Below are 24,838 nucleotides of genomic sequence, written 5' to 3' on the forward strand. Positions count from 1 at the left end.
ACAAAACTTTTTCGTATCCGCTCGATTAATCAGGTACTAAGTCATATAAAAAAAGACCTTAAGTAATAAATCACTTAAGATCATTAGCAAAAACATTAAATAAATATCCTTTTTACTCAAGACCATATTTTAATAACTACGCCATTATTTCTAACCAATTGATAATCTTCCGACTCCTTAATAACTATACCTCATAGATTATTGTAAACTTTTTTCTTTTAAGTTAATGATAGTGGTGAAAAATGAATGTCACCCTTAATTGCTTTTTATTAATATTGTAGTAACTTTCAAGTTCGGCAAAACACTACGAACATTTTAATATTATTTTATCACTAACACTATTCCTCTTTTTATCCATCCTTGCTCTCACGCATCGCAACAATCAACTTTGTGTACATATTTTTCGTTCATATTTCCTAACACATTAAAGTACAATTCTCCTAATTACTTTGGAAATGTAGTAATAATTTGATTATTTAGTTTGTGACTAAATAATATACTTACACTGAAATGTACGAAATGTAAGAAAGAAGACCTTGAAGATAATCTCCAAGGTCACTTCCATTACTCTAATAATGAGTTAGCTATCGTAAGACATTCATCTCTGTCCTTATCAAATACGGTTTCACCAAAATGTTCAGTGAATATCACATAAATATAATTAGCAATTTCTTTTGTGTCATTAGATTTTTTCGTGAAATTTGCAATAAAATCAATTTCTTTCTTATATTCATCAGGAGGAAATAAAGGAAACAAATTTATCGGATCCCATTTGTTTATAACATCTTCGACTTTATCATATGAAATATTCATATATAGTCTCCTCATTAAGTTATTCAGCGTATAATGTATCTACTATTGACTGCATCCCTTCATCTCATTTAACATAGGTCATTGGTTTTTACCATTTTAATGAATATTTGAAATAAATAATTTTCTGTTGTTATTTGACCTTCTCATTATTTAATTACAAGTTAACCAAGATCATCAATTTTGAATTCCACTTTCTGCCCTACTACAAATCCCTCCCAAGTACTTTTTTTAAGCTGCTTAAGTTCCTCTCCAATTTGATCGAAGTGAAAAACTACAAAATAATTACCATCACTCTCAAAAGTATCCTTTACTTTTCCGGTTAATTTCTCATATGTTAACTTTTTATTTATCGTTTTAATATATGTTTGTTTACCATCTCCATAGCGAAACGTAACAAAATCATTGATCTCCACCTTTTCCCATAATTCTTTGTTACTCACTTTTATTACTTTCACCTGCATTATTAAGTGTTTTAATAACATACTCACCAACATCATTTATTTATTTCTCAGTCACAATAGAAGTGGACTCTACAAGTCGTTTATTACTCATATTCCCTTGCCTCTTACATCCACTAATATGTATTATTGGTTGAATGTTGGATTCATTCGTCACCTATCTCCTCCAAAAAAAAAGAAACCTTGAAGACACAAAGTCAATCAAAGTTCCAGCTTTTGATCTTACAAAAAATCGACGGTTATACGATTTACTCTAATTTGAACATATTGTTCATGCAGATAACCATAATCCATTAGAAACTCACTATCAATTTCAAAAGTAATACCACCTGCATCTAAGGCTCTATTATCAATATCTAGCTTTCCTTGTAGGGTGTAAGATAAACCATTGCCCTCCTGATGTATCTTATACTCTTCCCAGTCCACTTTCTTGATAATAAATTCATCAAGTATGGTCAAATCAAGTTCAATCTGGTAAACTTCCCCTACAATGAGTTCAAACGGACATAAATTTGCAAATGTAACTATCTCAATTCCATCAATTTCAAGCGTAACCTCTTCTTCAATTATTGGACTCATTTCAACAACTTTTGCCAAATACTGAATGGGGAATACCTCCTTTTCTACTCTAACGGGTTAATAGTTTTATCATGCTTGTTTCCATTCAACAATTTCCATACATCTTCTCCGCGTTTTACATGATAGGTTGTTATATTTCCATTATTATTTGTACCAACAAACTCAAATTTCGCTTCACCTTTTTGGGTGTTACCCATAAATTTAACATACCCCGTCCTTGTTTCGACCGTTCCATTCTTTAATTTATATTCGTATTGAACTTTAGTACCATCGTTTATTACATCATTTGCCCCACGGAGGTACTCATCAGCATCTTTATACGAACCTTTAAATTCTCCTTTATGTTTGTCATAATGCCCTTCAAGAAGTGTTCGATCAGCAAAATTTGATGAAGGTTTACTCATCCCCTTAGCATTACTCTGCTTAGCTGCAAGATTTTCATTGCTTAGTGACTCACCATCGTTATGGGCTTTCGCATTAGCTTCCGCTTGCGTCTGAGCAGGTTTTTTTGCCGGTACTGAGACAAGTTTACTTGAACTTGTTGTTTTCGTCTTTGCTGGTATAGTTATTGCCCTACCGCCACCGCCACCGCTACCATGAATGAGATGTTTATTTCCTGATGGATCAATATATTTAAGCGGATTATTTATTACATAAGTGTACAAGTTCAAGGTAAGTGGATCATTCAACTCACCCTCGTACGTATCCTCATTAATAAAGCGCCCCATGCTCGGATCCTACCATCTTGCTCTCAAATATTGTAGCTTAGTAGTCTTATCCCAGTATTCACCTGAATATTTGAGAATATTGGGTACCGTTTCTCTCTCTTCTAGTGGCAAGCCCCAAACATCATAACGATAAACTCATGTGTTTTTCAGATATCAGCAAGTATGGATGGCAATGTATATAATTCGGTAGGTAATATGTATTGTTCTTGAGGAACTAACTTGCTAGAATCATGCTCTTATCCTCTAATTCCCCCGATATGGCGTTCCACCGACTTTGAACTGCACCCGATATTTCTAGCAATCTTGTCAATGGTGGGGTAATACTGATTCTTGTCGCTCTTATAGGTGATAATATCCACCCAAATCAGCTTCTCATACACTAAGAGTGTAAAACCGATTAAGCTTTTGCGGCAAAATGGTAAATCTCTTATACTTCTCAGTAAAGTTACTCTCCTTGGAAACCTCGTCCATGTACGCATTGGCAGCTTTAGCACTTTTAATTAATCAGAAATCAGTTGTTCTTGTCTTCAATTGATGTACCTTCCTTTTCGATTGGTGTACCACCGCCCGGCGGATTTGAAGTCAGGAAGTCAGCTAGCCTAAGCGTTACCTTGCCTGTTCTATGTAAACTGGTCGTCACCAGACTATCGTTCTTCTATCGAGGCGACGTAGTTGACATTTGCGAGTATATTTAAAAGAAACGTAATAAAACGAAGAAAACAAAAAACAGATCAATCATGGTGGTATCTGACCATAATCGACCTGCTTAATGCAACGCAATAGTGTTATTCAGTTTATAAAAATTAAAGCAATTGATGTGAGTACAAACAAAATTACGAAATCTTGATACGTCTATTAGATTGGTTAAATGTGTTATTGGTTGAATGATGGGTTCCTTTGGCACTGGGTAGCCCACCACACCATAGAAAAAGCCTTGAATGTACTAAGCCAATCAATGTAAAAGGTTACTCGAAATCTTCAAACCAACAAGTTGAAAATTGTATCTTGAGATTACAAAAAACAGCTACCATTTCTTTAACACTTGAATGGGCGGATGTTTTCCCCTTATCCCACGACCACTTATCAGATATTTTCCTCAAAATCTTCTCAGCCTGTTGATAATCCAACGAGTGTGTAGATTCAAAGTTACACGTGGTTTTAAACCAACCATCTACTTTCCAATAAGGATCATTTTCAATCAAAACATACGATGTTATTTCACCATTCAATACATGTATTACATCATTTAGAACTTTTAATGCTTCATCATCAGAATTAGTTTCTATAAACAAGCTAAGTTGAAACATGTGAACCTCCCTACTTTAATGCGAAATAGTTCCATCTGGAGCTACATTAATATAATTTTTTCCATTTTTCGAATAACTGCCCCATTCCTTTTTCCCTTTTTCGGACAACTGTACATCCCATTCGAAATCAAAGTTCTTATTAGGGTTGCCATGATATTGCCCCTTCTTCCATACGTTCCCAAACTTATCTACATAGCCTCCTAGACTTTTATCAAATTTGACTTCATTGCCTGGAATAAACCTAAAGCTTCCTTGGTTTGGTAATTGGGCCTTAGTCATTGGATTTGTCACACTATTTTGATAATCAACTGTCCTTTGTTCTTTTCGCTGGTAGTAACCACCATAAGCATCCGCAGTATCACTCTTCCCCTTAGCATTACTCTGCTTAACTGCAAGATTTTCATTGCTTAAAGATTCACCATCGTTATGGGCTTTCGCATTAGCTTCTGCTGTTGTCTGAGCAGGTTTTTTTGCTGGTACTGAGACAGGTTTACTTGAACTTGTTGTTTTCGTCTTTGCTGGTATATATATCGCTCTACCGCCACCACCGCCACCGCTACCATGAAGGAGATGTTTATTTCCTGATGGATCAATATATTTAAGTGGATTATTTATCACATAAGTGTACAAGTTCAAGGTAAGTGGATCATTCAACTCACCCTCATACGTATCCTCATTAATAAAGCGCCCCATGCTCGGATCATACCATCTTGCTCTCAAATATTGTAGCTTAGTTGTCTTATCCCAGTATTCACCTGAATACTTGAGAATATTGGGTACCGTTTCTCTCTCTTCTAGTGGCAAGCCCCAAACATCATAACGATACTCGTTCAGCTTATTTCCTAGCTCATCGACCACAGCAACAACATCCCCATGACCATTTAGCTGGTAGTATTGCATCTTTCCTGCTGCAACATCATGTCTGCCGATCAGCTGTCCGTTTAGATCGTGGATGTACATATAGTTCATCTGCGACTCACCATGTGATGAGACGGTAGCTTCTGCTAGAAGCAACTGGTTTTCATCATAGTAATATCGATTTGTTACTCCATTTTCTGTTCGCTCATACAACAATCCTTCACCTGTGTATGAATACGTTATTGGATTATGAGTACCAGATACCCTTGTTAGTTGATTTTTCTTATCGTACTCGTACTGTGCTTCTTGCACAGGCAATTCTCTAGTACTTGCTACTGTGGCGCGGTTATAACGTGAATCGTACGTGTATGTTTCATCAAACTCACTTGATGTCTTCAATTGATTTAATGGTGTATACGTAAAGTTTGTTGCATAATTGTTTTCATTCCGACTTGTAATGTTATTAGCAAGATCATAGCTATATTCGAACGAATTCATAGCGGTMTTATTCTTTGTGTAACTTAATTCTGTCATCTTCATATCCGTATACATACGTTTAGATGTGAAAGACTGATCGTAAATCTGTGATTCTAACTGTCCATTCTTCTTATAGCCATAGCTAATCTTMTTCGTACTTCCACTATAATTTGATACATCTAACGTCTTCATTCGGTTCATTGTATCGTAATTAGCTGTTACTTCTACATTGGCTTGTGGTACCCTGTAACCTGTCTTCTTGTTAAGATCATAGCTGTTGGTCACAATTATATTGTCTGGGTACTGAACCTCTGTTAAGAATCCGGATACAGGCTGATACACATATCTTGTCATGCCACGGTGATCGGTCATCGTCAATCGTTTGCCTTCCGTGTCGTACGTATATTGCACCTGATCAGTACCTGTCTTCGTCGAGATCAATTGGTTCATGTTGTCGAAGATATTATCAGTTGCAACGCCACTCCGATCAACGGATTTGATTACATTACCATTCTTATCGTAATAAATCTTCTGAATTTGACCAGTACCATTGATGTTCTTTATGACCTGTCCAACTTCGTTATACTCTTTCTTAGTAGACTGCCCATTCCCATATATGGTAGTTACTAAGTTTCCTAGTCTATCATACTCATAACTTGTCATCTGTTTCTCTGCATCGATTACGGCACTTATTTGTCCCAGGGCATCATAACTGTAAGTCGTTCGATTACCATTACCGTCTGTTGATGCAACAACAGCATTTGACTCATTGTATTCCTTCTTTATAATCGGCACATAGTTTTGTTTGTTCTGCGACGATTCAACCATTACTACACGGCCAAGGGCATCTTTCGTAATGCGTGAACGATTCTGTTCTGCATCTATTGCCGTTACTGTAAGCCTAGAGTCATCATATTCCACACTAGAAGAAGTTTGATCGGCATAAGTAGTTTTCGTTGGACGTCCAAACGCATCATAACTAAATATCGTACGATTGTCGTAAGCATCATCTTGCCATATTAAATTACTCGTCCGTTCGTCGTAGCCATACTTCACTTCACCAAGGCCTTGCGTTTCTCGTATGATTTGACCAAGTGGATCAAACCATACTTGTTGTTCTTCACCGTGTGTATTTTTAATCACAATATGATTTGTATTGTCGTTATAAATATAGCTTACCTGCGATTGGTTCGACATCTTAACCGAAGTCGTGCGACCAAGACTGTCATACGTATATGATGTTGTTTGGTCTAGTCCATCCGTGTATGAAAGCAATTCTCCTGTAAGCCTGTCATACGTTGCCTTCTCTACAATATTTGTCCTTACACCATCAACGTTTGTAACTTCCACTTCTTGTTGGGTCATAAAAGCATGTTGATATTCCGGACCGTACAAATAATTGTACACCGCTGACTTTCCATTCGTGTTGTGAATGATTACTTTCATAAAATTACCAAAACTATCATACTCAAAGTTGGTATGGCGTAGCAATGGACCGCCTTCTGTATTTGCGTAAGTCTTGGAATCGACAACAGATCCTTGTTCGTTACGTAAAATCCGTGTGAACGATTGCTGAGTTGCATCTACTTTACTTGTCACCGTTAAAGGAGCGGCAAAGGTTGGGTCATAAGTTGTTATGGTGCTTCCACCCATATTGTTCGTTTCGCTTGTTATATTCCCATATTGATCATACTGACGATTGACAATAACTGCTGAACTCTCTGCACCACCACTTCTCTTCTTCGAAACTATTTTAATTGGATAGGGATGGCGGTAGTATTCGTCATACGTTTGCTGGGTGATTTGTTCAGTAGAACCACCCTTCTGCACGGTTTCTACGTTATAAAACTTATCTTGGCTATCTCTCTTTACTTTGTTGTAAGTAAACGTTGTCGTTAAATCTCTTGTAGTTACATCTCCGTTAGAAACAATCGTTTGATAGCTGTATTCGCTTGGTGATGAATACGGATCTCCTGGATATTCAAACATACTTATGTTGCTTTCTACTTTTGGTCTACCTGTATACTCTGTCACATCTTTACGTTCAACCACACGAAATTGTGTTTGCTTTGTCCCACTGCTTGGGTTTCGTAGTATAGAATCATACTTAAACGCAGTCTTCGCACCTGTTGGATGATGAATCTCTTTAATTAGTGCAAAGTCGTTACGAGCGTAGGGTGCGCTTCTACCTGTAACCGTAAATTTTGACTCTGCAAAATCATGGATATAGTGCGTTTTTCTACCTGCTACATCGGTAACAGACTGCAAGTATTTTAAAGTATGATTCGACGGATACGGATTCGTAGAACTCTTACATAAAGCGAAAGCACAACTAGTTATCGAATTTTATAACTCATCAAATCAATTGTTAGACAAAAGAACGACCGAATCTATACTAACTGCAGGACAATATGTCACTTTGAAAAACAATGGGCTAACTCCTGCCGGCTCTTCATACGCAAAAATATCTTTGCAATACATTGCAACAGCTGGGGACGCAGCAGGGACGATGTATGTTGATGCTCTTAATTTTAAGTATGAATAAGTATTCCATGAACAATAAAACTACCTACCCTACCGATTTTAGTCAACACTAGCTTTTATTTTAATTTTTTGCTCCATCAATACAAAAGCTCGCACATTTAATAATTTTAACTGCTAAAAATTAGAAAGGAGGTACTACGTTCGATATCAAACGTAGTACCTCCTTTCACAGTTTGCAGTTATAAAAACTGATTTAATCTATAACGTTTATATATATGAAAATAGCCTTATCATTATACGTATTCGTTTTAACTTTTAAATGATAGACTTCATTCAATATTAATAAGAGTATAGTAATCCTTGATGATTTTTCCCGCCCTAATGTGGTTGCTTGGGGCCTTAATAAGTTTAATTCGTTTCATATAACATAAGTTATTAGATTTTACCATTTGAATGGACATTTGGAATAAAGCATTTTCTGTTGTTATTTAACCTTCTCTTATTTAATTACAGGGTAACCAAGATCGTCAATTTTGAATTCCACTTTCTGCCCCACTACAAAGCCCTCCCAAGCACTTTGATTAAGCTGCGTAAGTTCCTCTCCAATTTGATCGAAGTGAAAAACAACAAAATAATTACCATCACTCTCAAAAGTATCCTTTACATTTCCGGTTAATTTATCATATGTTAACTTTTTATTTACCGATTTAATATATGTTTGTTTACCATCTCCATAGCGAAACGTAACATAATCATTAATATCCATACTTTCCCATAAATTTTTGTTATTCACTTTTAATACTTCATTCTTCTTGCCACCTGCATTATTGAATGTTTTAATAACATACTCACCAGCCTCATTTATATACTTCTCAGTCACAATAGAAGTGGACTCTACAAGTCGTTTATTGCTCATATTCCCTTGCCCCATACAACCGCTAATAAAAACTAAAAATATCAACATTAAAATTAGAACTTTATTTTTCATTAATTAATCACCTCGTTAATTTAAATAACACAGACTTTAAAAGAATTACTCCTATAATTACATAAATTAAGTTGACATTATATTAGGTTTATTATTAGCAAGCTCCTCGCATTGTTGATTGACATGGTATTAAGAAAATAAGAATTTCATAATGTCGGATTAACTGGAAAGAAGACTTAGTTAGGCAGACTAATAGCACTTCCGTTTACAGTAGCTTGTTCCGTTATATGAGTTCCAATGAAACTATTTCTACTTTCAAACAATATTAGTTTCCTAAGATTAATTGCTAAATGAATGATTCATATGAAAATTTATTATGCAAGTAGAGCTATTAAATAAAGCGAAAGGACAGCAATACATTGCAACAGCGGACGACGCCGCAGGAACAATGTACGTTGATGCTCTTCATTTCAAGTATGAATAAGTAATTTTAATAATAACAAATCTACTATACTATCGATTTATTTAGAAAGGAGGTATTTTGTTCGGAATCGAACGAAATACCTCCTTTTAACTCGTCATGATCTAAACTAGCTAATAAAACTAAGCTTTCTATGATGACTTCATCATTAAGGTCGTTATCCGCACAATAATCAAATCTAATCTACCAGTCCACAGGCTAAGAAAGAATATTTTTTGACAAATGTGCTCTGATAGATAATCATCAAACCCCATATACATACGAGACAAATTCCTCCTAAGTAGACTTACCTGTAATCTACTAAAAAGAAAATACAGTTTGTAGAACTACTATATCATTGAACTTACATACTCAGCGCATTCTTGAACAAACGCATGTAACAAATCCGAATCCGTACAACGCCTCATTAATACCGGATTGTCCCAATCATAGTCTTTAATTGCAACAACCTTAAACAGAGTAGGATACCAGCCTACGTCGAGAGTATAATTGTTGCCGTCAATATATATGACTTGAAAAATATCTTCTTGATCCAAATCATCTGTACCATTATAAGTAACAATCCCAGGTGAAAAGTCAATATCATCAAACATAGAAGTACAACAACTCCTTACACTCTTAATCAACTTGCAAAAAATACAACCTCACCATCCCTAACCTCTACCCTCACCAAACCCCGCTCTTCCAAATAGAACAAATGCGCTAACGTCTCAGACATTGCAAAACGCAAATTATGCGGATTATCCCGCAATCTGATTCCAAACAATGACTCACAAAGCTGGAATGCGCTCCGAGGCTGTTCGCTTAACTGCTCCACCATTCCTTTTAATCTTCTTTCATGATGCCCCTGCAACTCAGCAATTCTCCCTTGGAAATCAGTGAATGGGTCACGATGTCCAGGAAGTGCAAACTTCACTTCATATGTTTTCAACTCTTCCAAACTATTCAAAAATGCTGCAAGCGGATCTCTTTCTTCCCCTGGAACGACACTTACATTCGGCGTAATATGTGGCAATACTTGATCACCGCATATCATCCAGCCCCACTCTCTCTGATAGAAGCACAAAGCACCATAGGCATGACCGGGTGCATCAATCAATTCCCAAGACACTCCGCCCAGCACCAGGGTACTTCCCGCTTCTATATAACTAACAATCGGCTGAGGTGATACTTTTTCAATAAAGCTCAGTAAATTATCCTCTATCGCGTTCATCAATTCCGAAGGCATGCCATGCTCCAAATATAACTCTCGTAAAGCTGCTGGATAGTCACTTTTTGTTCCCCAAAGCCGAAGCGCATAGTGATGTGATCTCTGTGACATATAAACAGGACAACCACTCTTCTGTTGTATATATCCCGCTAGTCCGTAATGATCAGGATGCTGATGCGTAAGCACAATTCGGGTAATTTGTCCCCACTCTATTTTAAAATGCTCCAAAACATCGTCCCATAGTTGAATCGCCTCATCGGTTCTCAGTCCCGGATCAATAACGGTAAACCCATTATCCTCAGGGATGATGTAACTATTTACCCATCTTAACGAAAAAGGAAGCGGGATCTTCACCTGTATCCAACCGTTTTCGAGCACTGTCACTTCATTCATCATTGCGCCGTCCCTACCATAATCAATCTAGGCGAATGTGCCTCATCATATGTAGCTCCATCATAATTGCCATACACCTGCTCCAATTTCAGACCAACCTCAGCAAGATGCTGATCGAACCAATCCAATGAAAACAGTCTTACCCGCTCCAAATATTGTCTTGTCCGCTCTGGATAATCTGGCTCAGAAACAGTAATTTCTTTTTGCACCCATCCATCAACGATAGATCGAACTTCTACTATTGTAAGACCACTTTCCGCATCCTGCCGCTGGGATCTTGGTACAAGGTTCTTTTCTACATAAACGGGATTTAGGAAATCAATAAGGAATGATCCCCCATCCTTTAACACTTTACGGATATTACGCAAAACTTGTACATTGTCATCTTCTACTGAAAAATAACCAAATGATGTGAACAAGTTCACCGTCGCATCAAAAGAATGCTGGGGAAACGGAAACTCCCGCATATCGCCTTGCACCCATTTTACAGTCCCGTCCGGATCATGTTTAATTGCCTCTTCCAATAAAATCTCCGACAAATCCAAACCAGTTACACCGTACCCAGCTTCAGAAAGCGCGAGCGCATGTCTGCCCATCCCGCAACCAACATCCAAAATTGTAGCTCCCTGCGGTAGACCTAGCCACTCCGCCATTTTGCGAACTTCACGACTCGCATTTTCCCAATCTCTATGTTTATAAACGATCATATAATCGCTGCCAAAGCTTTGTTCATACCATGGTTTCATATCATTTCGCCATCCTTCTTAATCCTTTAATTTCAAGTTGCACGAGTAAAGATACCTTATCTTAGCATATTACTTGGGTGTTGGTACAAACTAAGGAAGCATGTCCCAACGGCTAGCCGACATATCCCCTTACTTAAGGAGGCACTACTTATGAATGAGCGTATTCAATTGTTGTTTGCTGACGCAACTGACTTAAAAACATACACACTCAAAAACAGTGAAATGACGATAGAAATGGCCTACATAGCTCCTCTTTGTGATGAGAAAATGATCAGTGATTTTATTACTGTCCCATTTATAAAAGAAGAAGTTTCATTTCGGACCCACTTAAATACGAACCCCCAATACGTAACAGTAGAGGACCCTGCGAGATGGCAAGATCTTATTTTGCGCGGAAATGTTCTTATCGAAAATGATGGTGTCATTTATTCGCTTTATACAGGAGATGTGATATGCAATCAGAGCCCACAAACGCAAGTAGAAAGTGCCATTCAAGGCCCTCAACTTGCACTTAGTGAGGATCTTAATAAATCGATTAATCTCATTCGCAGCATGTATCCTGCGGCTGAGCTTGCGATCGAGGAACATACAGTTGGATACGTCTCCAAAACACCTCTGCTTGTCGTATTTGATCAAAGACTTGTTGATCCGTCCGTACTTGACAATGTGCGTTCAAAACTATCTGAAATTAGCGTTGATATGGTTCAAGCGGCAGGAGAGTTAGAAAAGCTGATCATCGGCAAGAAACGTCATCTGTTCCCTACTGTCCTCATTACTGAACGACCTGATCGGATAACGAGAGCAATCGCTAAAGGTAAGGTTGTCGTTCTCATTAAGGGCAGCATGTTTGCACTCATTATGCCTGCCGTATTCTTCGATTTCATGCATGCGGTTGAAGATAACTACGAAGCCTATTGGATGACCCGATTTTTGATCTTTATACGCTATTCCGCACTCATTCTGACAGTTACACTTCCAGCACTTTACATCGCCGTCGTTTCATATAATCCTGAATTATTTAGAATCCAGTTAGCCTTTTCAATTGGTGCAAGTCGTTCTGCTGTACCGTACCCATCTTTCATTGAGGTGTTTATTATGTTATTTATGATTGAAACATTGATCGAAGCAAGTACTCGCCTTCCAAGATATATAGGATCAACTGCCACTACAGTTGGCGGTCTTATTCTAGGACAAGCTGCTCAACAAGCGGGTCTTGTCAGTACGATCATGATTATTGTGACATCTGTTGTTGCTATTTCCAACTTTGTTATCCCAATAAACTCACTTTCTTTTGCTGTTAGGTTTTTAAAGTATCCTCTTATAGCGGTTTCTATATTTTTCGGCATTACAGGGGTGGCTATTGGTCTGTTTATTTATCTTGCCTATCTTTGTAATCTACGCAGCTTTGGCAAACCTTACTTTCGCCTTCATGGTGAAATTAATCCTGCCGAAGGTGATATTGGGCAGGTGCGAGCGAAATGAACCGTTATTTTTTCTATCATTTTTTGATGGTAAGTCTAATGAACTTACTTCTATTCGTTCCCCAAATTCTAATCCAAAATCGGACAACAGGAGCTGTAGCATCACTTCTCATCAGCCCGATACTTGGAGCGATTTTCATTTACATGTTCACAAATGCAATGGCGCGGTTCCCGGGTATTGGGTTGCCGGAAATTTTAAAGATGTTTTTACCAAATTGGGTCGTATCACCAATGATGATGTTCTACGCCGTCATGTGGTGGTTTTCCACGACTTCAGTTGCGGTCGCTTATGCTGTATTAATTAACCGATTCTTCAACCCTGACTCCAATATCATGTACATCTTGCTCGGGCTCATTTTGGCAGCAGCGTATGCAGCTTCTCGCTCCACATTAACCGTTATGTTGATTTTAGAAATTGGCATCATTGTAAATGCGCCGATCGTTTTGTTTATTCTTTTTAAAATGATTCGAGACCCCTTATTGAGCATGGATGCGATTCGCATTATTGCCAGTTACGTAACCGAAATGCCTACTCTTTCAACGCTTGCAGCTGCTTCCTTCATTTTTACTGGGTACATCAATTTATCGTTGTTTAATCGGTTGTTCCCTCCAAACTTTCGAATCAAACATCGATGGATCTATCCGTTTCTTGGTTTTTCAGTACTGCTTATGACATTTTTTATTCCGATCGGTTTCCATGGGACCGAAGGTGTAGATAACTACATTTATTTATGGACGACTACAGCTGACTCGATTGCTATGCAATATGGATTTATTGAAAGAGTATTGTTTTTGTTCCTAATCGTTTTCTTAAATTTAACATTGCTATATATGATGGTTGGATTTCATGTGGCTCTTGATCTTGTTAAGTGTGCTTGGCCTAAATATAAACCTGAAATAGACTCTCCACAGACACCGATCATGAATTATGTATTACTTGCTATATTCACTTTAGGTACATTAGTTTATTGGTATCTATCGGACGAAAAACTTAACTTTATTATTACAAGCAATTGGATGATCGTACGTTTCATTACTGAAGCGGTCACTGTTGTTGGGATTTTCATTATTAGTCGAAGGAGACGACAATTGTAATGAGTCGATTGCTGCGAATACTTCCTCTGCTTCTTCTATTCAATGTATTAGGAGGCTGTGGTTTCAAAGATATTGATAAACGCTTTTTCGTTGTCGCAACTGGGTTCGATTTGTCTGGTAATGAAAACAAACCTTATCGCATCACGCTTCAACTGGCTATTCCATCACCGCAAGTTGAACCGGGGTCTTCTAAAACGCAATATGAAACCATTGATGCACCAAGTATTGCGGAAGGTATTCGCATGTTGAAATCGTATGTAGACAAAGAACTAGATTTCGGACATTGCAAAATGTTTATTATAGGCGAATCGCTTGCACGCAAAGATATAACTTTATTAGTAGATTGGATGCTGCGCAGGCGGGATATTCAAAACGTTGCTAATATAGCTGTTGGACGACCAAATGCTGCATCCATCCTTCACATTCAACCTAAATCTGAACGATATCCTGGGAATGCTTTGCTGCTTTCATTCGGTGCTGACGGAACAGAATCATCCTACAGTTATGCAGAATCTTTATCAGGACTAGCAAGGAGAATTTCTGAAAAAGGAATAGATCCGATCCTCTCCATCGTTACCAATCATGGTGATAAAAGCTATATCATTAATCAAGTTGCAATATTCGATAAGACAAAAATAAAAGCCGTTCTAACACCACCTGAAACACAGTTATTCAATCAACTAACCAATCATTTCACCAAAGCTTCTATGCACGGCATGTTCGGAGGAGCAAAACTTGTCGTTGCTATTAATAAACTGCACTCCAGCTTTCAAGTAAAGAATGGGAAAGATACTCCTTTGGTAACCATGAAAGTAAGTATGGAAGTTGTATTTGAGGAAGCACCGACAGGAATATATGACGTGGACTGGAAACCAATTGAAAAGCAGCTTTCTGAGGAATATGTCAAAGCAAGTACAAAATTACTGAAAAAAATTCAACAGACCGATGTCGACCCCTTTGGATTCGGTCTAAGGTATCGAGCAGACCATCCAAAGCAGAGAAACGGAAATGAGTGGAAGAGTGTTTTTGCCCAGTCTCAATTCGATATTAAAGTTGATATGGAGATCAAAGGAACGGGATTAATTAAATAATCGGCATACCTTCCTCGAATAGGATGGAATGCCGATTATTTTTGAATCTCACTATTACATTTATTTAAGTGCTAACCTATTTGTACGACGGAGTTGTTCGATTGTACCTACTCCAATACCAAACATAGCGGTTCTAAGTTCAAATTCAATTCGCTCAAATTGGAGAAGCAATTTCTGAAGAGATACTTCCCTGTTAACACCAGCCGCTTGCGGCAGTAATACTCTACCAAAGCCTGCGTAATTCGCGCCCAAGGCAATTGCTTTTGCTGCCTCTACCCCATTACGTAAACCGCCACTTGCAATGACCATCGTATGAGGAGCACACTCTTTTATTTCAATCAAACTTTCTGCTGTCGGGATACCCCAATCTGCAAAAGCTTCCGCAGCTTCTCTTCGTACAGGATCATGAACACGGAACTTCTCTACTTGACTCCAGGACGTTCCGCCTGCTCCTGCAACATCTATAAATGCAACACCTGACTCGCTCAAGCGACGAGCAGTTTCACCGTCTATCCCCCATCCTACTTCTTTAACACCGACTGGGACAGACACATTCCTACATACCTCTCCAATCTTTTTGAGAAGTCCCTTGAAGTTTGTATCTCCTTCTGGCTGAAATACTTCCTGCAATGCATTTAGATGAAGGACTAGTGCATTCGCTCCCGATAGGTCAACTGCCCGCTGGCAAGATTCCACCCCAAAGCCATAATTGAGCTGTACAGCTCCAATATTCGCTATGACAGGAATCGTTGGTGCTTCTTTACGAATGAGGAACGAAGCAGCTAACTCTTCTTTCTCAATTGCCGCACGCATAGAGCCAAGTCCAATGGCCCAACCTCGTTCCTCCGCTGCAACTGCTAATCTGCGGTTTATTGCACCTGCTTCATCCGTACCACCAGTCATTGAACTAACTAGCAATGGTGTATGCGCTGTTCGACCAAACCATTCCGTATTTAGCGACACATCCTCATGCGCCAGTTCTGGCAACGCATTATGTTTAAAGCGATATCGTTCAAATCCTGTTACTATACCCGTTCCATTTACCTCTTCTTGCAAGCATATCTGAATATGTTCGCCTTTTCGTTTTGCTGTATCTCCTTCGTGCTGATCAAGCTGACTCAAGGTGCTACCTCCTAAACTTGTACTCGATTATGAGAGCCGTTTATATATAGAAACGTTAATTGATTGATTATATTTCAATGAAGCTACAGTATCCAAAACTCACCTTTTACAGCATAGCATATTTTTTATCATTTCGCCGTCATGCATCTTTCTCTCACTCATTTATGATCATTTCAATCATTTAATTGAAAATGCCAATCATTTTTATTGTGTAATCATTGATTTTCATATACACTTAAATCATATCATCATGTCTTTATTGATCGGAAATACCACATTATAATCAATCAGGAGGTACGACCATGGACATTAAAATTTTTGAAACTACAGAACAACTTGATCAATTCGCTGCTGAACTATTCTCTGAACTTATTACTAAAAAACCTAATGCGGTATTGGGTCTTGCAACTGGATCGACACCTATTAGCATTTATGCCAAAATAGTAGAGAACCACAAAAATAATAAAGTGAGCTTCAGCGGTGTTACAACTTATAACCTTGATGAATACGTAGGACTAACACCGGACAATGATCAAAGCTACGCCTATTATATGAACAAGCACCTATTCTCACATATCGATATTCCTGCGATTCAGACTCATCTTCCTGATGGCATGGCTGAAGACCCGCAAGCAGAGTGTGTACGCTACGAGCAATTGATTAATTCGCGTCCAGCTGATATTCAGCTACTTGGTCTTGGTCATAACGGTCACATCGGATTTAATGAGCCTGACGAGAATCTCTCTGGCGGAACACATGTCGTTAAGCTAAAAGAAGAGACTCGCGAAGCAAACGCACGCTTCTTCGCATCGATGGATGAAGTTCCTACGGAGGCATTCACGATGGGTGTTGGTTCCATATTGAAGGCTGATACGATTTTGTTAGTTGTACGCGGTTCCGACAAAGCTAGAATTGTTAAAGAAGCTTTGACTGGACCAATTACAACTCAAGTGCCTGCTTCCCTATTGCAGACACATCCACGAGTAATCGTATTGCTAGATCGCGAAGCTGGAAGGATGCTGAGCTAAATGACAGGGAATGCTTCTTCTTGGAACATTAGCAATGTCAATGTCGTTCTTGAGAATGAGGTTATTAGAGGAACTGTATTTGTTAAGGACGGAATCATACAAGAAGTTATTGCTGGAGGATCTGTTGATAACACGGAGCAACTAGATGTCCTCACTATTGATGGCAAAGGCGGCTGGCTTCTGCCAGGCTTCATCGACGTTCATGTTCACGGTGGATTTGGTGGCGACTTCATGAATGCAGATCGTGAGAAATATGATCGCATTACGAAGTTCCATGCATCTAACGGAACAACAGGTATGCTCGCAACAACAATGACTGCTTCTAAAGAAGCAATTGAAGCGGTTCTGAGCGCTGTTGCTAATTATCAAAAGGATACGATGCCAGGTGCTTCACTACTCGGTGTTCATCTAGAAGGACCTTTTATTAGTGAGAAGTGGCCTGGTGCACAAAACCCTGCCTATATTCGTGATCCAGAGCTAAATTGGCTTAAAGCTTGGAACGAACAATATCCCGGGTTAATTCGTTTACTTACGCTTGCTCCTGAGAGAGCAGGTGCCAAAGAAACGATTGCTTGGATGGCTGAGGCGGGTATTATTGCTGCGGCTGGTCATACTGATGCGGTATATTCGGAAATCATATCAGCTGCTGATGTTGGATTAACGCATGCTGTTCATACGTATAATGCAATGCGTGGTCTTCATCATCGCGAACCTGGCACACTTGGCGCAGTATTAACCGATGATCGCATCTATGCAGAAGTAATAGCAGATGGCGAACATGTCCATCCTGCTGCAATTGCTCTTTTCTTAGCTGCCAAACCGCTTGAAAAGGTCATACTCATCACAGACGCTATTGAAGCATCAGGCATGCCTGATGGTGAATACGATCTAGGTGGTCAAGCTGTAACTGTCAAAAATGGAACAGCGCGTCTTTCTGGTACTAACACATTAGCAGGCAGCAGCTTATCCATGATTGATGCATTTCGATATATGCTGGCAAACACGAAGCTTACAGTTAATGAAGTTAGTCAACTTGCTAGCGCTAACCCCGCTAGAGAACTTGGTCTATACGAACAAAAAGGTTCAATAGCTACAGGAAAACATGCTGACCTTGTATTAACCGATTCTGAGTTTAACGTTGCTCAAACTTGGGTACAGGGACGTACGGTGTTTAGTAAGTAAGAGATAACATCTGCTAGAAAAATGAAAAGGCGCTATTTCAGAAGTAGATGATTCTACCGATGAAATAGCGCTTTTTTCAATGTAGCTAAAGAAGTGGATAGTGTGACCCTCTCCAGCGAGATAAGATTCCTTCACTACGATATCAATATTTCAAGAACGTCTTGTTTAACAAGCGAGTTTTTCTATCACTCACCGCTATGGGCATATTCTAAACGCATATATACTTTTATTTTCATCATTATGCTGATGATTTCGAGTATTAAGCGCAATTATACATTTATTCTCGGGGTTTGAAATGATTTGACTAATTTTAAGAGTAAAAATACACTTCATTCACCCGTGTGGTCCGATGCTCTCACAGAATGTAATAATAAGCTCACACTTTCTCTCGATCTATGCCTCACAACTAGCCAATCTCGGATATAACCACAATACGAATAAAAAGGGCTAGCCCATTCTAAACAGTACCCTATCGAATAGACACTTTGAAAAAAGTCTATCTGTAGGGGACTGTTTATTTCTGAGTAGCCCCGTAATATTAATCTGTTACGTAAATAGAAACGTTTTGACGATTTAGTTCTTCAGCAACATCACCTGTTAGCGGCGAGTCTGTTATTACAGCACGTAGCTCTGATAGAGCCGCAATCGAAAACAATGAAGTTCTATTCGTCTTCGTATGGTCGAACACTGCATACGTTGCTTGTGATCGCTTAATGAGCGCTTTGGCGATTTGTGCTTCTTGTTCTGAATAGCTGGATATTCCGCCTATCGCAGAAATGCCATCAACACCAATAAACATCTTGCCAATGTGAAGTTGCGAAATCATCCCTTCTCCAAGCGGTCCGCAGAGCTCAAAGCTATTATGTCGCATGATGCCACCCGTTACAACAACTTGTATCTGGCTTCCTGCGAGTTCCATCGCGATGTTAACTGCATTCGTTACTACCGTAATTCCCTTACGGGATTTAAGTAGTTTCGCAAGTAGAAAATTCGTTGACCCACCAGACATTCCAATGATGTCACCTTCAACAATATGAGATGCGGCGAGCTGTGCGATCTTTTCTTTTTCCAGAATGGACAGACCTTCCTTCTCTGCGAAGTGGAGCTCTCTCATCGTACCCATTCCATCGTACATCGCCCCGCCTATCGTTCGAATGACAGGGTATACCTCTTCCATCTGCTCTAAATCTCTACGAGCAGTAGCTTCCGAACAACCAAAACGTTCCACCATTTCAGCTATCGTAACTCGCCCTTGACCCTTAAGTAGCTGCAAAATTGCTTCACGCCTGCGTTGTCCTTTAGATCCGTTCCCTTCGGCCATATTTAACGTTCCACCCATGCTTTAGCTGACATACGTTGCTCTACAACTTCCCACTCAGGCAACGCTTCCCAATCGCCACGCATCTGAACAACAAGTGATCCATTAATACTTGCTAGTCGCACTGCTTCAGCAGGCTCCATACCTTTCATAATTCCTGCTAAGAAACCAGCACAGAAACCATCACCTGCACCTACTGTATCTACAACTGTTTCAGCAGGATAGAACGGAATGGAAATCTCATTTTCTTTGTCCAAGACAACAGTAGAGTCGCCAAGCCCTTTAATAACAGTGACCCCTTTTAGATCAAGCAATTTTTTCTTAATCTGCTCGTAATCATCCGTATTATAAAGCAACTTTAGTTCGTCCCATCCTGGCAGGAAAAAATCAGCGTCTTCTGCGAAAGGAAGAAGCGATTCTCTAGCTTCTTCAATAGTCCAAAGCTTAAGGCGCAAGTTCGGATCAAAACTGACAAGCACACCAGCATCTTTAGCAATATCTATTGCACGACGAATCGTTTTACGACAGTTGTCGCTTAATGCTGCTGTAATTCCCGTCACATGAAGCAGCTTAGCCCCACGGATATAGTTTTCATCTAAATCCTCGGGACGCATTTGGCTTGCTGCTGAATGTTTACGGTAATAATGTACAGCTAGCTTGCCTGCAATATGCTCGCGAAACATCATGCCGGTTGGTGCCTCATTGTTTAGTCGTGCTCGAGAGACGTCAACACCTTCTCCTCGCAGCGCTTTCAAAATAATTTTGCCGAAAGGATCGTTCCCAAGCGCTCCGAACCATCCCACCGAAGAACCAAGTCTTGCAAGTCCAATTGCGACATTGCTTTCTGCTCCTCCGAAACTTTGCTCAAGTGTGGCTGCACGTTCAATTGATTTATGTTCTTGTGGCATAAACAATGCCATAGATTCGCCAAATGTTACGATTTCAGGTGAACTTTCACGCACAACATAATCCCCCTATTCGCTTGCTAACAGTCTGGTTGAAAACCTGTTAACCTGCAATCCGTTCTTTATTTATTCCATTACTTAGAAGTGGAATAACATAAAATAAATATTCACAATATACAGAAGCAGAACAATAAAGCTAAGTACTCTAGCTTTTTTAATATGAGCTGTAGTGCTTTGTCCCGCAGAAATAGACGATACAACAAGCTTAAGTGGTTTTGTAATAATACCGCCAACTGCAGCAATACCAAGGAACAATACCGTTACGATAATCATCCATGCAACCGCATAGTCACCTTGAGACATTAAATATCCACCAGTGATGAACTGTAAGATGAGGAAATATTGAGCGATTCTATTCGCAGACAATAGTCCTTCAGCAAGTCCTTGTTGACCTACTCCTGCAAGATTCGAAGCTTTTCCAATCATAATGGGCAGGACAACATAAAATCCCATCCCAACTGCACCTAGCACATGCAGCATTAACATAATTTCATACATTGTAATTCCTCCTGTTTATGTACATATACCTAGTAGTTTATCAGAAACCTAACTATTTTCAAATGCGCAGTACTTCAATATCTTGTAGATTTGTAGTCAATTCACTATAGCTTCTAGCTACCATTCATCTTATATTTGCTAATGACTCCATGAATGGCGAAATAAGTAACTTCTGAAGGGAGCTCGTCTTTAATTGGCTTTAACTTCTCTATACCGACCTTCTCAATAGCTGACAAAATCACTTCTTCTTGATCAGGAGGTATAATTCGCTCCCAATCCACCTCATGCCCTTCATCTGTACAGCGAATAATATGACCTTCCACCGTTACTTGGCTGAATCCTCTCTCTTTAGCAATATCTTTTGTTGACTTGCCTTCCATAAACAATTCAAAAGATAACATATGGCTGGGACGCTCATCTCCCGCTCGATAGGCAACAGGTGTTTTACGGGGCCGTATTGAATCAGTTCTATTGCCAGTTGTTTCTGATCCTCCACCTTGACTAATGACTACAGAAATGAGATCTTCTCCGTATTTATCCGCTTTCGCAGTACCGATACCTTTAATGTTCAGAAGCTCATTTATTGATGAAGGTCTAGCATTAGCGATATCTCTTAAAGTAGCATCAAAGAACACCATGAATGGAGGTACTCCTTCCAGCGCAGCAGCTTCTCTACGCCATTGCTTCAAAGCATCGAACAACGGTGAAGCAGTAAAGTCATCGCTCGTCGTTGCTTGCTTCACGCTTGCTCTTACTCTTTGCGTTATCGCTTCTCTTCCCTCAAGAACTGGCAATGCGTTCGCAGTAAGTGAAACCATCGGATATTGACCTTCACTTAAACGCATATAACCTTCTGCAACGAGCCAATAGAGCCAGTCCGCTACTTCCTTCTCAGGCAAATGGCGCATCAATCCATACGTAGACAATCGATCAAGTCCAAACTCAAGTAATCGCTTGTCACGCGAACCTTTGAGCACCTTCGCCGCCATCATAACGCCGAATCTCCCCTTCATCCGCCCCACACATGAAAGTGCCATCTTAGCATCTTCCGTACGATTAACGGGTTCACTCTTATCGAGACAACTACTACACTTACCACAAGTCGGGACATTGCTTTCTCCAAAATAATCAACGATAAATTGTTGTAGACAACGCTGCGTCCGGCTATAATTCATCATTAAATTAAGTTTAGACATTTGCACAGACTTACGATCTAAATCACCTGTCCCTTGTTCAATCAAAAAGCGTTGTACTTGCATATCCGCAGGTTCAAAAAGCAGAATACAATCACTTTCTTCTCCGTCCCTTCCAGCTCTGCCTGCTTCTTGATAATAAGATTCAAGGTCGCCGGGCATTTGCCAATGTAGAACGTAACGAACGTTAGGCTTGTCTATCCCCATACCGAATGCATTAGTCGCAACCATCACTCGAATATGATCAAATCGGAATTTCTCTTGTGTATCTGCACGTTCTGTATCTGTTAAACCACCATGATATTTCCCAGCTTCTACACCACCCTGCTGAAGCAAAGAGCAAACTTCCTCCGCTTCCTTCCGCGTAGCTGTATATATAATGCCAGACTGCTCCTTCCTTTCGCTCACGAACTGCTTAAGGAAACTTTTCTTCTGAACTCCTGTTACTACAGACAACGACAAGTTCGGTCTAGCGAAGCCAGTAACATACCTGCTCGGTTCTCTTAGTCTTAACATTTCAACAATATCATCGGCGACTTCTGTTGTAGCTGTAGCAGTAAATGCTGCAACAATCGGACGATTAGGCATTCTGCTAAGATGACCAGCTAACTGTCTGTAACTTGGACGGAAATCATGTCCCCATTGTGATACACAGTGTGCTTCATCGATTGCGATTAGTGGAATGTGCAGTTGTTCAGACAGAGATTGGAACATAGGAGCATCCAATCTCTCCGGAGCGACGTAAAGTAGCTTATATTCTCCTCGCATTGCATTACGCAATACATCTCGGTACTCCTGTGCTCCTAATGAACTATTAAGAAAAGCAGCAGAAACACCCAGTCTTTGCAAACTGTCTACTTGATCTTTCATTAATGAAATAAGAGGAGATATAACTAATGTTGTTCCTGGAAGGAGCATTGCAGGAATCTGATAACAGACCGACTTTCCTCCACCCGTTGGCAAAATAGCAAGCGTATCCCTTCCTCCTACAATAGACGAAATGATATCTTCCTGCCCTTTACGAAACGTGTCATAACCGTATATTCGCTTCAGTAATTGCTTTGCTTGTTCGATCAATGATTGTATCCCCCCTCAAAAGTTTGCGAAGCAAACTTCACTTCATAAGCACTTGAATCATGTAAATAGAAAGAACCCCGGCAGCATTGTGTCAGGGTCCTCCCATACCTATTATAGACGATAACTCGTCAATTATCTCGTTGATTAACCAGCAGTTACAACCTTGATAACGTTACGAACAGAATCAGCAGATTTATCAAGCGCTGTTTTCTCTTCAGCAGTCAATTCAAGCTCAATAACTTTCTCGATTCCGTCGCCACCAATAATAGCTGGTACGCCCATAAACAAGTTGTCATAGCCGTATTCGCCTTCAAGGTAAGCGATAACTGGAATAATACGTTTCTTATCCTTAAGAACCGCTTCAGTCATTTGTACAAGAGACGCAGCAGGTGCGTAGTATGCGCTACCGTTACCAAGTAGGTTAACGATTTCGCCACCGCCAACGCGAGCGCGTTGTACAATTGCTTCAATACGTTCAGCCGGAATAAGCTTTTCAATAGGAATTCCTGCAACGTTGGAATAACGAACAAGAGGAACCATATCATCTCCGTGACCGCCAAGTACAAAGCCACGAACATCTTCAACGGAAACATTAAGCTCTTGCGCAATAAACGTGCAGTAACGAGCAGTATCAAGAACACCAGATTGACCGATTACGCGGTTTTTAGGGAAACCAAGCGCTTGGAAAGCTACATAAGTCATAGCATCAACCGGGTTGCTCAAAATAATAACATAAGCGTTCGGGCTCGTCGCTTTCACCTGTTCACAAACCGATTTCACGATCCCAGCATTCGTGTTAACAAGATCATCACGGCTCATACCAGGCTTACGCGCAACACCCGCCGTAATAATAACAACATCCGAATCCTTAGTATCGTCATAATTCGACGTACCAACAATATTTGCATCTACGCCCATAACTGGAGTCGCTTCAAGCATATCAAGCGCCTTACCCTTAGTTGGGTTCTCAAGTGGTGCGATATCAACCAACACAATATCACCAAGCTCTTTTTGCGCTAGCATTAGCGCAGTAGTAGCACCTGTAAAACCAGCTCCAACAACAGTAATCTTTTTACGTGTGATAGCCATTAAGTTAAACCTCCTAGTGTATAAGCATACAAGGAGAGCCAAAGGCTCTCCTACGCTTTTTATCCATATGTTGTTAGATTGTCCCGAAGGGTCAATCCCCATGCTCTTAGCTATCCTGTCCCGCAGGGACAATAGCCTGCTCTTGGGCTATCGCGTCCCATAAGGGACAATAGCCCCTCGCAGTACCTCGCATGGATGTCCCGACAGGGGCATCCGCCCACCACAGCCACATTCACG

22 protein-coding genes and 2 pseudogenes are annotated in these 24,838 nt (G+C 39.8%); 6 read left to right on the top strand and 18 right to left on the bottom strand.

Annotation, left to right across the window (positions count from 1 at the left end):
- Positions 1 to 564: 564 nt before the first annotated feature.
- The 8 genes and pseudogenes from I6N90_RS05205 to I6N90_RS05230 all read right to left on the bottom strand — a co-directional run bounded on the left by I6N90_RS05205 (position 565) and on the right by I6N90_RS05230 (position 7,488).
- A complete protein-coding gene (locus I6N90_RS05205; RefSeq protein WP_197934401.1) occupies positions 565 to 813 on the bottom strand; it encodes a DUF1871 family protein in 249 nt (82 codons plus the stop codon).
- A gap of 161 nt (positions 814 to 974) precedes the next feature.
- A complete protein-coding gene (locus tag I6N90_RS05210; protein WP_232242538.1) occupies positions 975 to 1,253 on the bottom strand; it encodes a hypothetical protein in 279 nt (92 codons plus the stop codon).
- Positions 1,254 to 1,493: 240 nt separating this feature from the next.
- Positions 1,494 to 1,868 carry a hypothetical protein gene (locus I6N90_RS05215; protein WP_197934403.1) on the bottom strand — a complete coding sequence of 125 codons (375 nt, stop codon included), beginning with the start codon at positions 1,866 to 1,868 and terminating at the stop codon, positions 1,494 to 1,496.
- Positions 1,869 to 2,461: 593 nt separating this feature from the next.
- Positions 2,462 to 2,710 (bottom strand): annotated as a pseudogene (locus tag I6N90_RS25400) (RHS repeat-associated core domain-containing protein); the annotation flags it as partial.
- Between the two features lie 179 nt (positions 2,711 to 2,889).
- Positions 2,890 to 3,057, bottom strand: a pseudogene (locus I6N90_RS25405) (hypothetical protein); the annotation flags it as partial.
- 32 nt (positions 3,058 to 3,089) lie between these two features.
- Positions 3,090 to 3,218: a hypothetical protein gene (locus tag I6N90_RS25040; protein ID WP_269669425.1), complete on the bottom strand. Its 129-nt coding sequence runs from the start codon at positions 3,216 to 3,218 to the stop codon at positions 3,090 to 3,092.
- 325 nt (positions 3,219 to 3,543) lie between these two features.
- Positions 3,544 to 3,885: a hypothetical protein gene (locus I6N90_RS05225; protein WP_232242539.1), complete on the bottom strand. Its 342-nt coding sequence runs from the start codon at positions 3,883 to 3,885 to the stop codon at positions 3,544 to 3,546.
- Between the two features lie 15 nt (positions 3,886 to 3,900).
- Positions 3,901 to 7,488, bottom strand: a complete 3,588-nt coding sequence (locus I6N90_RS05230; protein ID WP_197934405.1) for a polymorphic toxin type 17 domain-containing protein — start codon at positions 7,486 to 7,488, stop codon at positions 3,901 to 3,903.
- Positions 7,489 to 7,585: 97 nt separating this feature from the next.
- Here I6N90_RS05230 and I6N90_RS05235 point away from each other — a divergent pair, with 97 nt between their 5' ends.
- Positions 7,586 to 7,765, top strand: coding sequence for a hypothetical protein (locus tag I6N90_RS05235; RefSeq protein ID WP_197934406.1), 180 nt, complete (start codon positions 7,586 to 7,588; stop codon positions 7,763 to 7,765).
- A gap of 438 nt (positions 7,766 to 8,203) precedes the next feature.
- Here the strand turns inward: I6N90_RS05235 and I6N90_RS05240 are convergent, their stop codons facing one another.
- From I6N90_RS05240 to I6N90_RS05255, 4 genes are all read right to left on the bottom strand, one after another.
- On the bottom strand, positions 8,204 to 8,692 hold the full coding sequence (locus tag I6N90_RS05240; RefSeq protein WP_197934407.1) for a hypothetical protein: 489 nt from the start codon (positions 8,690 to 8,692) through the stop codon (positions 8,204 to 8,206).
- Positions 8,693 to 9,442: 750 nt separating this feature from the next.
- Positions 9,443 to 9,706 carry a hypothetical protein gene (locus I6N90_RS05245; RefSeq protein WP_197934408.1) on the bottom strand — a complete coding sequence of 88 codons (264 nt, stop codon included), beginning with the start codon at positions 9,704 to 9,706 and terminating at the stop codon, positions 9,443 to 9,445.
- A 29-nt stretch (positions 9,707 to 9,735) separates the two neighbouring features.
- Entirely contained in the window at positions 9,736 to 10,719 is a 984-nt protein-coding gene (locus I6N90_RS05250; protein WP_197934409.1) for an MBL fold metallo-hydrolase, read from the bottom strand.
- Complete coding sequence (locus tag I6N90_RS05255) at positions 10,716 to 11,462, bottom strand: class I SAM-dependent methyltransferase (protein ID WP_197934410.1); 747 nt, start codon at positions 11,460 to 11,462, stop codon at positions 10,716 to 10,718. The genes I6N90_RS05250 and I6N90_RS05255 overlap by 4 nt, the downstream gene beginning before the upstream one ends.
- 150 nt (positions 11,463 to 11,612) lie before the next feature.
- On the opposite strand from I6N90_RS05255, the gene I6N90_RS05260 reads away from it, so the two are divergent.
- The 3 genes from I6N90_RS05260 to I6N90_RS05270 are packed head-to-tail and all read left to right on the top strand — an operon-like array spanning position 11,613 to position 15,129.
- On the top strand, positions 11,613 to 12,944 hold the full coding sequence (locus I6N90_RS05260; RefSeq protein WP_197934411.1) for a spore germination protein: 1,332 nt from the start codon (positions 11,613 to 11,615) through the stop codon (positions 12,942 to 12,944).
- Positions 12,941 to 14,038 carry a hypothetical protein gene (locus I6N90_RS05265; RefSeq protein WP_197934412.1) on the top strand — a complete coding sequence of 366 codons (1,098 nt, stop codon included), beginning with the start codon at positions 12,941 to 12,943 and terminating at the stop codon, positions 14,036 to 14,038. Before I6N90_RS05260 ends, I6N90_RS05265 begins: the two co-directional genes overlap by 4 nt.
- Positions 14,038 to 15,129, top strand: coding sequence for a Ger(x)C family spore germination protein (locus I6N90_RS05270; protein ID WP_197934413.1), 1,092 nt, complete (start codon positions 14,038 to 14,040; stop codon positions 15,127 to 15,129). Before I6N90_RS05265 ends, I6N90_RS05270 begins: the two co-directional genes overlap by 1 nt.
- A 60-nt stretch (positions 15,130 to 15,189) precedes the next feature.
- On the opposite strand, the gene fni is transcribed toward I6N90_RS05270, so the two are convergent.
- Positions 15,190 to 16,251 (bottom strand): type 2 isopentenyl-diphosphate Delta-isomerase, encoded by a 1,062-nt coding sequence (gene fni / locus I6N90_RS05275; RefSeq protein ID WP_197934414.1) that lies wholly within the window; start codon positions 16,249 to 16,251, stop codon positions 15,190 to 15,192.
- Between the two features lie 302 nt (positions 16,252 to 16,553).
- Here fni and nagB point away from each other — a divergent pair, with 302 nt between their 5' ends.
- Positions 16,554 to 17,279, top strand: a complete 726-nt coding sequence (gene nagB, locus I6N90_RS05280) for a glucosamine-6-phosphate deaminase (RefSeq protein ID WP_197934415.1) — start codon at positions 16,554 to 16,556, stop codon at positions 17,277 to 17,279.
- Entirely contained in the window at positions 17,280 to 18,461 is a 1,182-nt protein-coding gene (nagA, locus tag I6N90_RS05285; RefSeq protein ID WP_197934416.1) for an N-acetylglucosamine-6-phosphate deacetylase, read from the top strand.
- 538 nt (positions 18,462 to 18,999) lie between these two features.
- Here nagA and I6N90_RS05290 read toward each other — a convergent pair.
- The 5 genes from I6N90_RS05290 to mdh all read right to left on the bottom strand — a co-directional run bounded on the left by I6N90_RS05290 (position 19,000) and on the right by mdh (position 24,601).
- Positions 19,000 to 19,800 carry a DeoR/GlpR family DNA-binding transcription regulator gene (locus I6N90_RS05290; protein ID WP_442950932.1) on the bottom strand — a complete coding sequence of 267 codons (801 nt, stop codon included), beginning with the start codon at positions 19,798 to 19,800 and terminating at the stop codon, positions 19,000 to 19,002.
- On the bottom strand, positions 19,785 to 20,741 hold the full coding sequence (locus tag I6N90_RS05295) for a sugar kinase (protein ID WP_197934418.1): 957 nt from the start codon (positions 20,739 to 20,741) through the stop codon (positions 19,785 to 19,787). Before I6N90_RS05295 ends, I6N90_RS05290 begins: the two co-directional genes overlap by 16 nt.
- Positions 20,742 to 20,822: 81 nt before the next feature.
- Positions 20,823 to 21,242, bottom strand: coding sequence for a hypothetical protein (locus I6N90_RS05300; protein WP_197934419.1), 420 nt, complete (start codon positions 21,240 to 21,242; stop codon positions 20,823 to 20,825).
- A 113-nt stretch (positions 21,243 to 21,355) separates the two neighbouring features.
- A complete protein-coding gene (gene recQ, locus I6N90_RS05305; RefSeq protein WP_197934420.1) occupies positions 21,356 to 23,512 on the bottom strand; it encodes a DNA helicase RecQ in 2,157 nt (718 codons plus the stop codon).
- A 144-nt stretch (positions 23,513 to 23,656) separates the two neighbouring features.
- Positions 23,657 to 24,601: a malate dehydrogenase gene (mdh, locus tag I6N90_RS05310; protein WP_197934421.1), complete on the bottom strand. Its 945-nt coding sequence runs from the start codon at positions 24,599 to 24,601 to the stop codon at positions 23,657 to 23,659.
- Between the last annotated feature and the right edge of the window lie 237 nt (positions 24,602 to 24,838).

It is taken from the genome of Paenibacillus sp. GSMTC-2017, from assembly GCF_016019935.1.
GTDB lineage: Bacteria > Bacillota > Bacilli > Paenibacillales > Paenibacillaceae > Pristimantibacillus.

What these genes read in the sequence shown, in the direction of transcription:
- I6N90_RS05250 (WP_197934409.1), bottom strand. Translation starts at nt 10,719, where the DNA reads ATGATGAATGAAGTGACAGTGCTCGAAAACGGTTGGATACAGGTGAAG.
- I6N90_RS05260 (WP_197934411.1), top strand. Translation starts at nt 11,613, where the DNA reads ATGAATGAGCGTATTCAATTGTTGTTTGCTGACGCAACTGACTTAAAA.
- I6N90_RS05265 (WP_197934412.1), top strand. Translation starts at nt 12,941, where the DNA reads ATGAACCGTTATTTTTTCTATCATTTTTTGATGGTAAGTCTAATGAAC.
- I6N90_RS05240 (WP_197934407.1), bottom strand. Translation starts at nt 8,692, where the DNA reads ATGAAAAATAAAGTTCTAATTTTAATGTTGATATTTTTAGTTTTTATT.
- nagA (WP_197934416.1), top strand. Translation starts at nt 17,280, where the DNA reads ATGACAGGGAATGCTTCTTCTTGGAACATTAGCAATGTCAATGTCGTT.
- I6N90_RS05205 (WP_197934401.1), bottom strand. Translation starts at nt 813, where the DNA reads ATGAATATTTCATATGATAAAGTCGAAGATGTTATAAACAAATGGGAT.
- mdh (WP_197934421.1), bottom strand. Translation starts at nt 24,601, where the DNA reads ATGGCTATCACACGTAAAAAGATTACTGTTGTTGGAGCTGGTTTTACA.
- I6N90_RS05300 (WP_197934419.1), bottom strand. Translation starts at nt 21,242, where the DNA reads ATGTATGAAATTATGTTAATGCTGCATGTGCTAGGTGCAGTTGGGATG.
- I6N90_RS05225 (WP_232242539.1), bottom strand. Translation starts at nt 3,885, where the DNA reads ATGTTTCAACTTAGCTTGTTTATAGAAACTAATTCTGATGATGAAGCA.
- I6N90_RS05270 (WP_197934413.1), top strand. Translation starts at nt 14,038, where the DNA reads ATGAGTCGATTGCTGCGAATACTTCCTCTGCTTCTTCTATTCAATGTA.
- nagB (WP_197934415.1), top strand. Translation starts at nt 16,554, where the DNA reads ATGGACATTAAAATTTTTGAAACTACAGAACAACTTGATCAATTCGCT.
- I6N90_RS05290 (WP_442950932.1), bottom strand. Translation starts at nt 19,800, where the DNA reads ATGGGTGGAACGTTAAATATGGCCGAAGGGAACGGATCTAAAGGACAA.
- I6N90_RS05255 (WP_197934410.1), bottom strand. Translation starts at nt 11,462, where the DNA reads ATGAAACCATGGTATGAACAAAGCTTTGGCAGCGATTATATGATCGTT.
- I6N90_RS05245 (WP_197934408.1), bottom strand. Translation starts at nt 9,706, where the DNA reads ATGTTTGATGATATTGACTTTTCACCTGGGATTGTTACTTATAATGGT.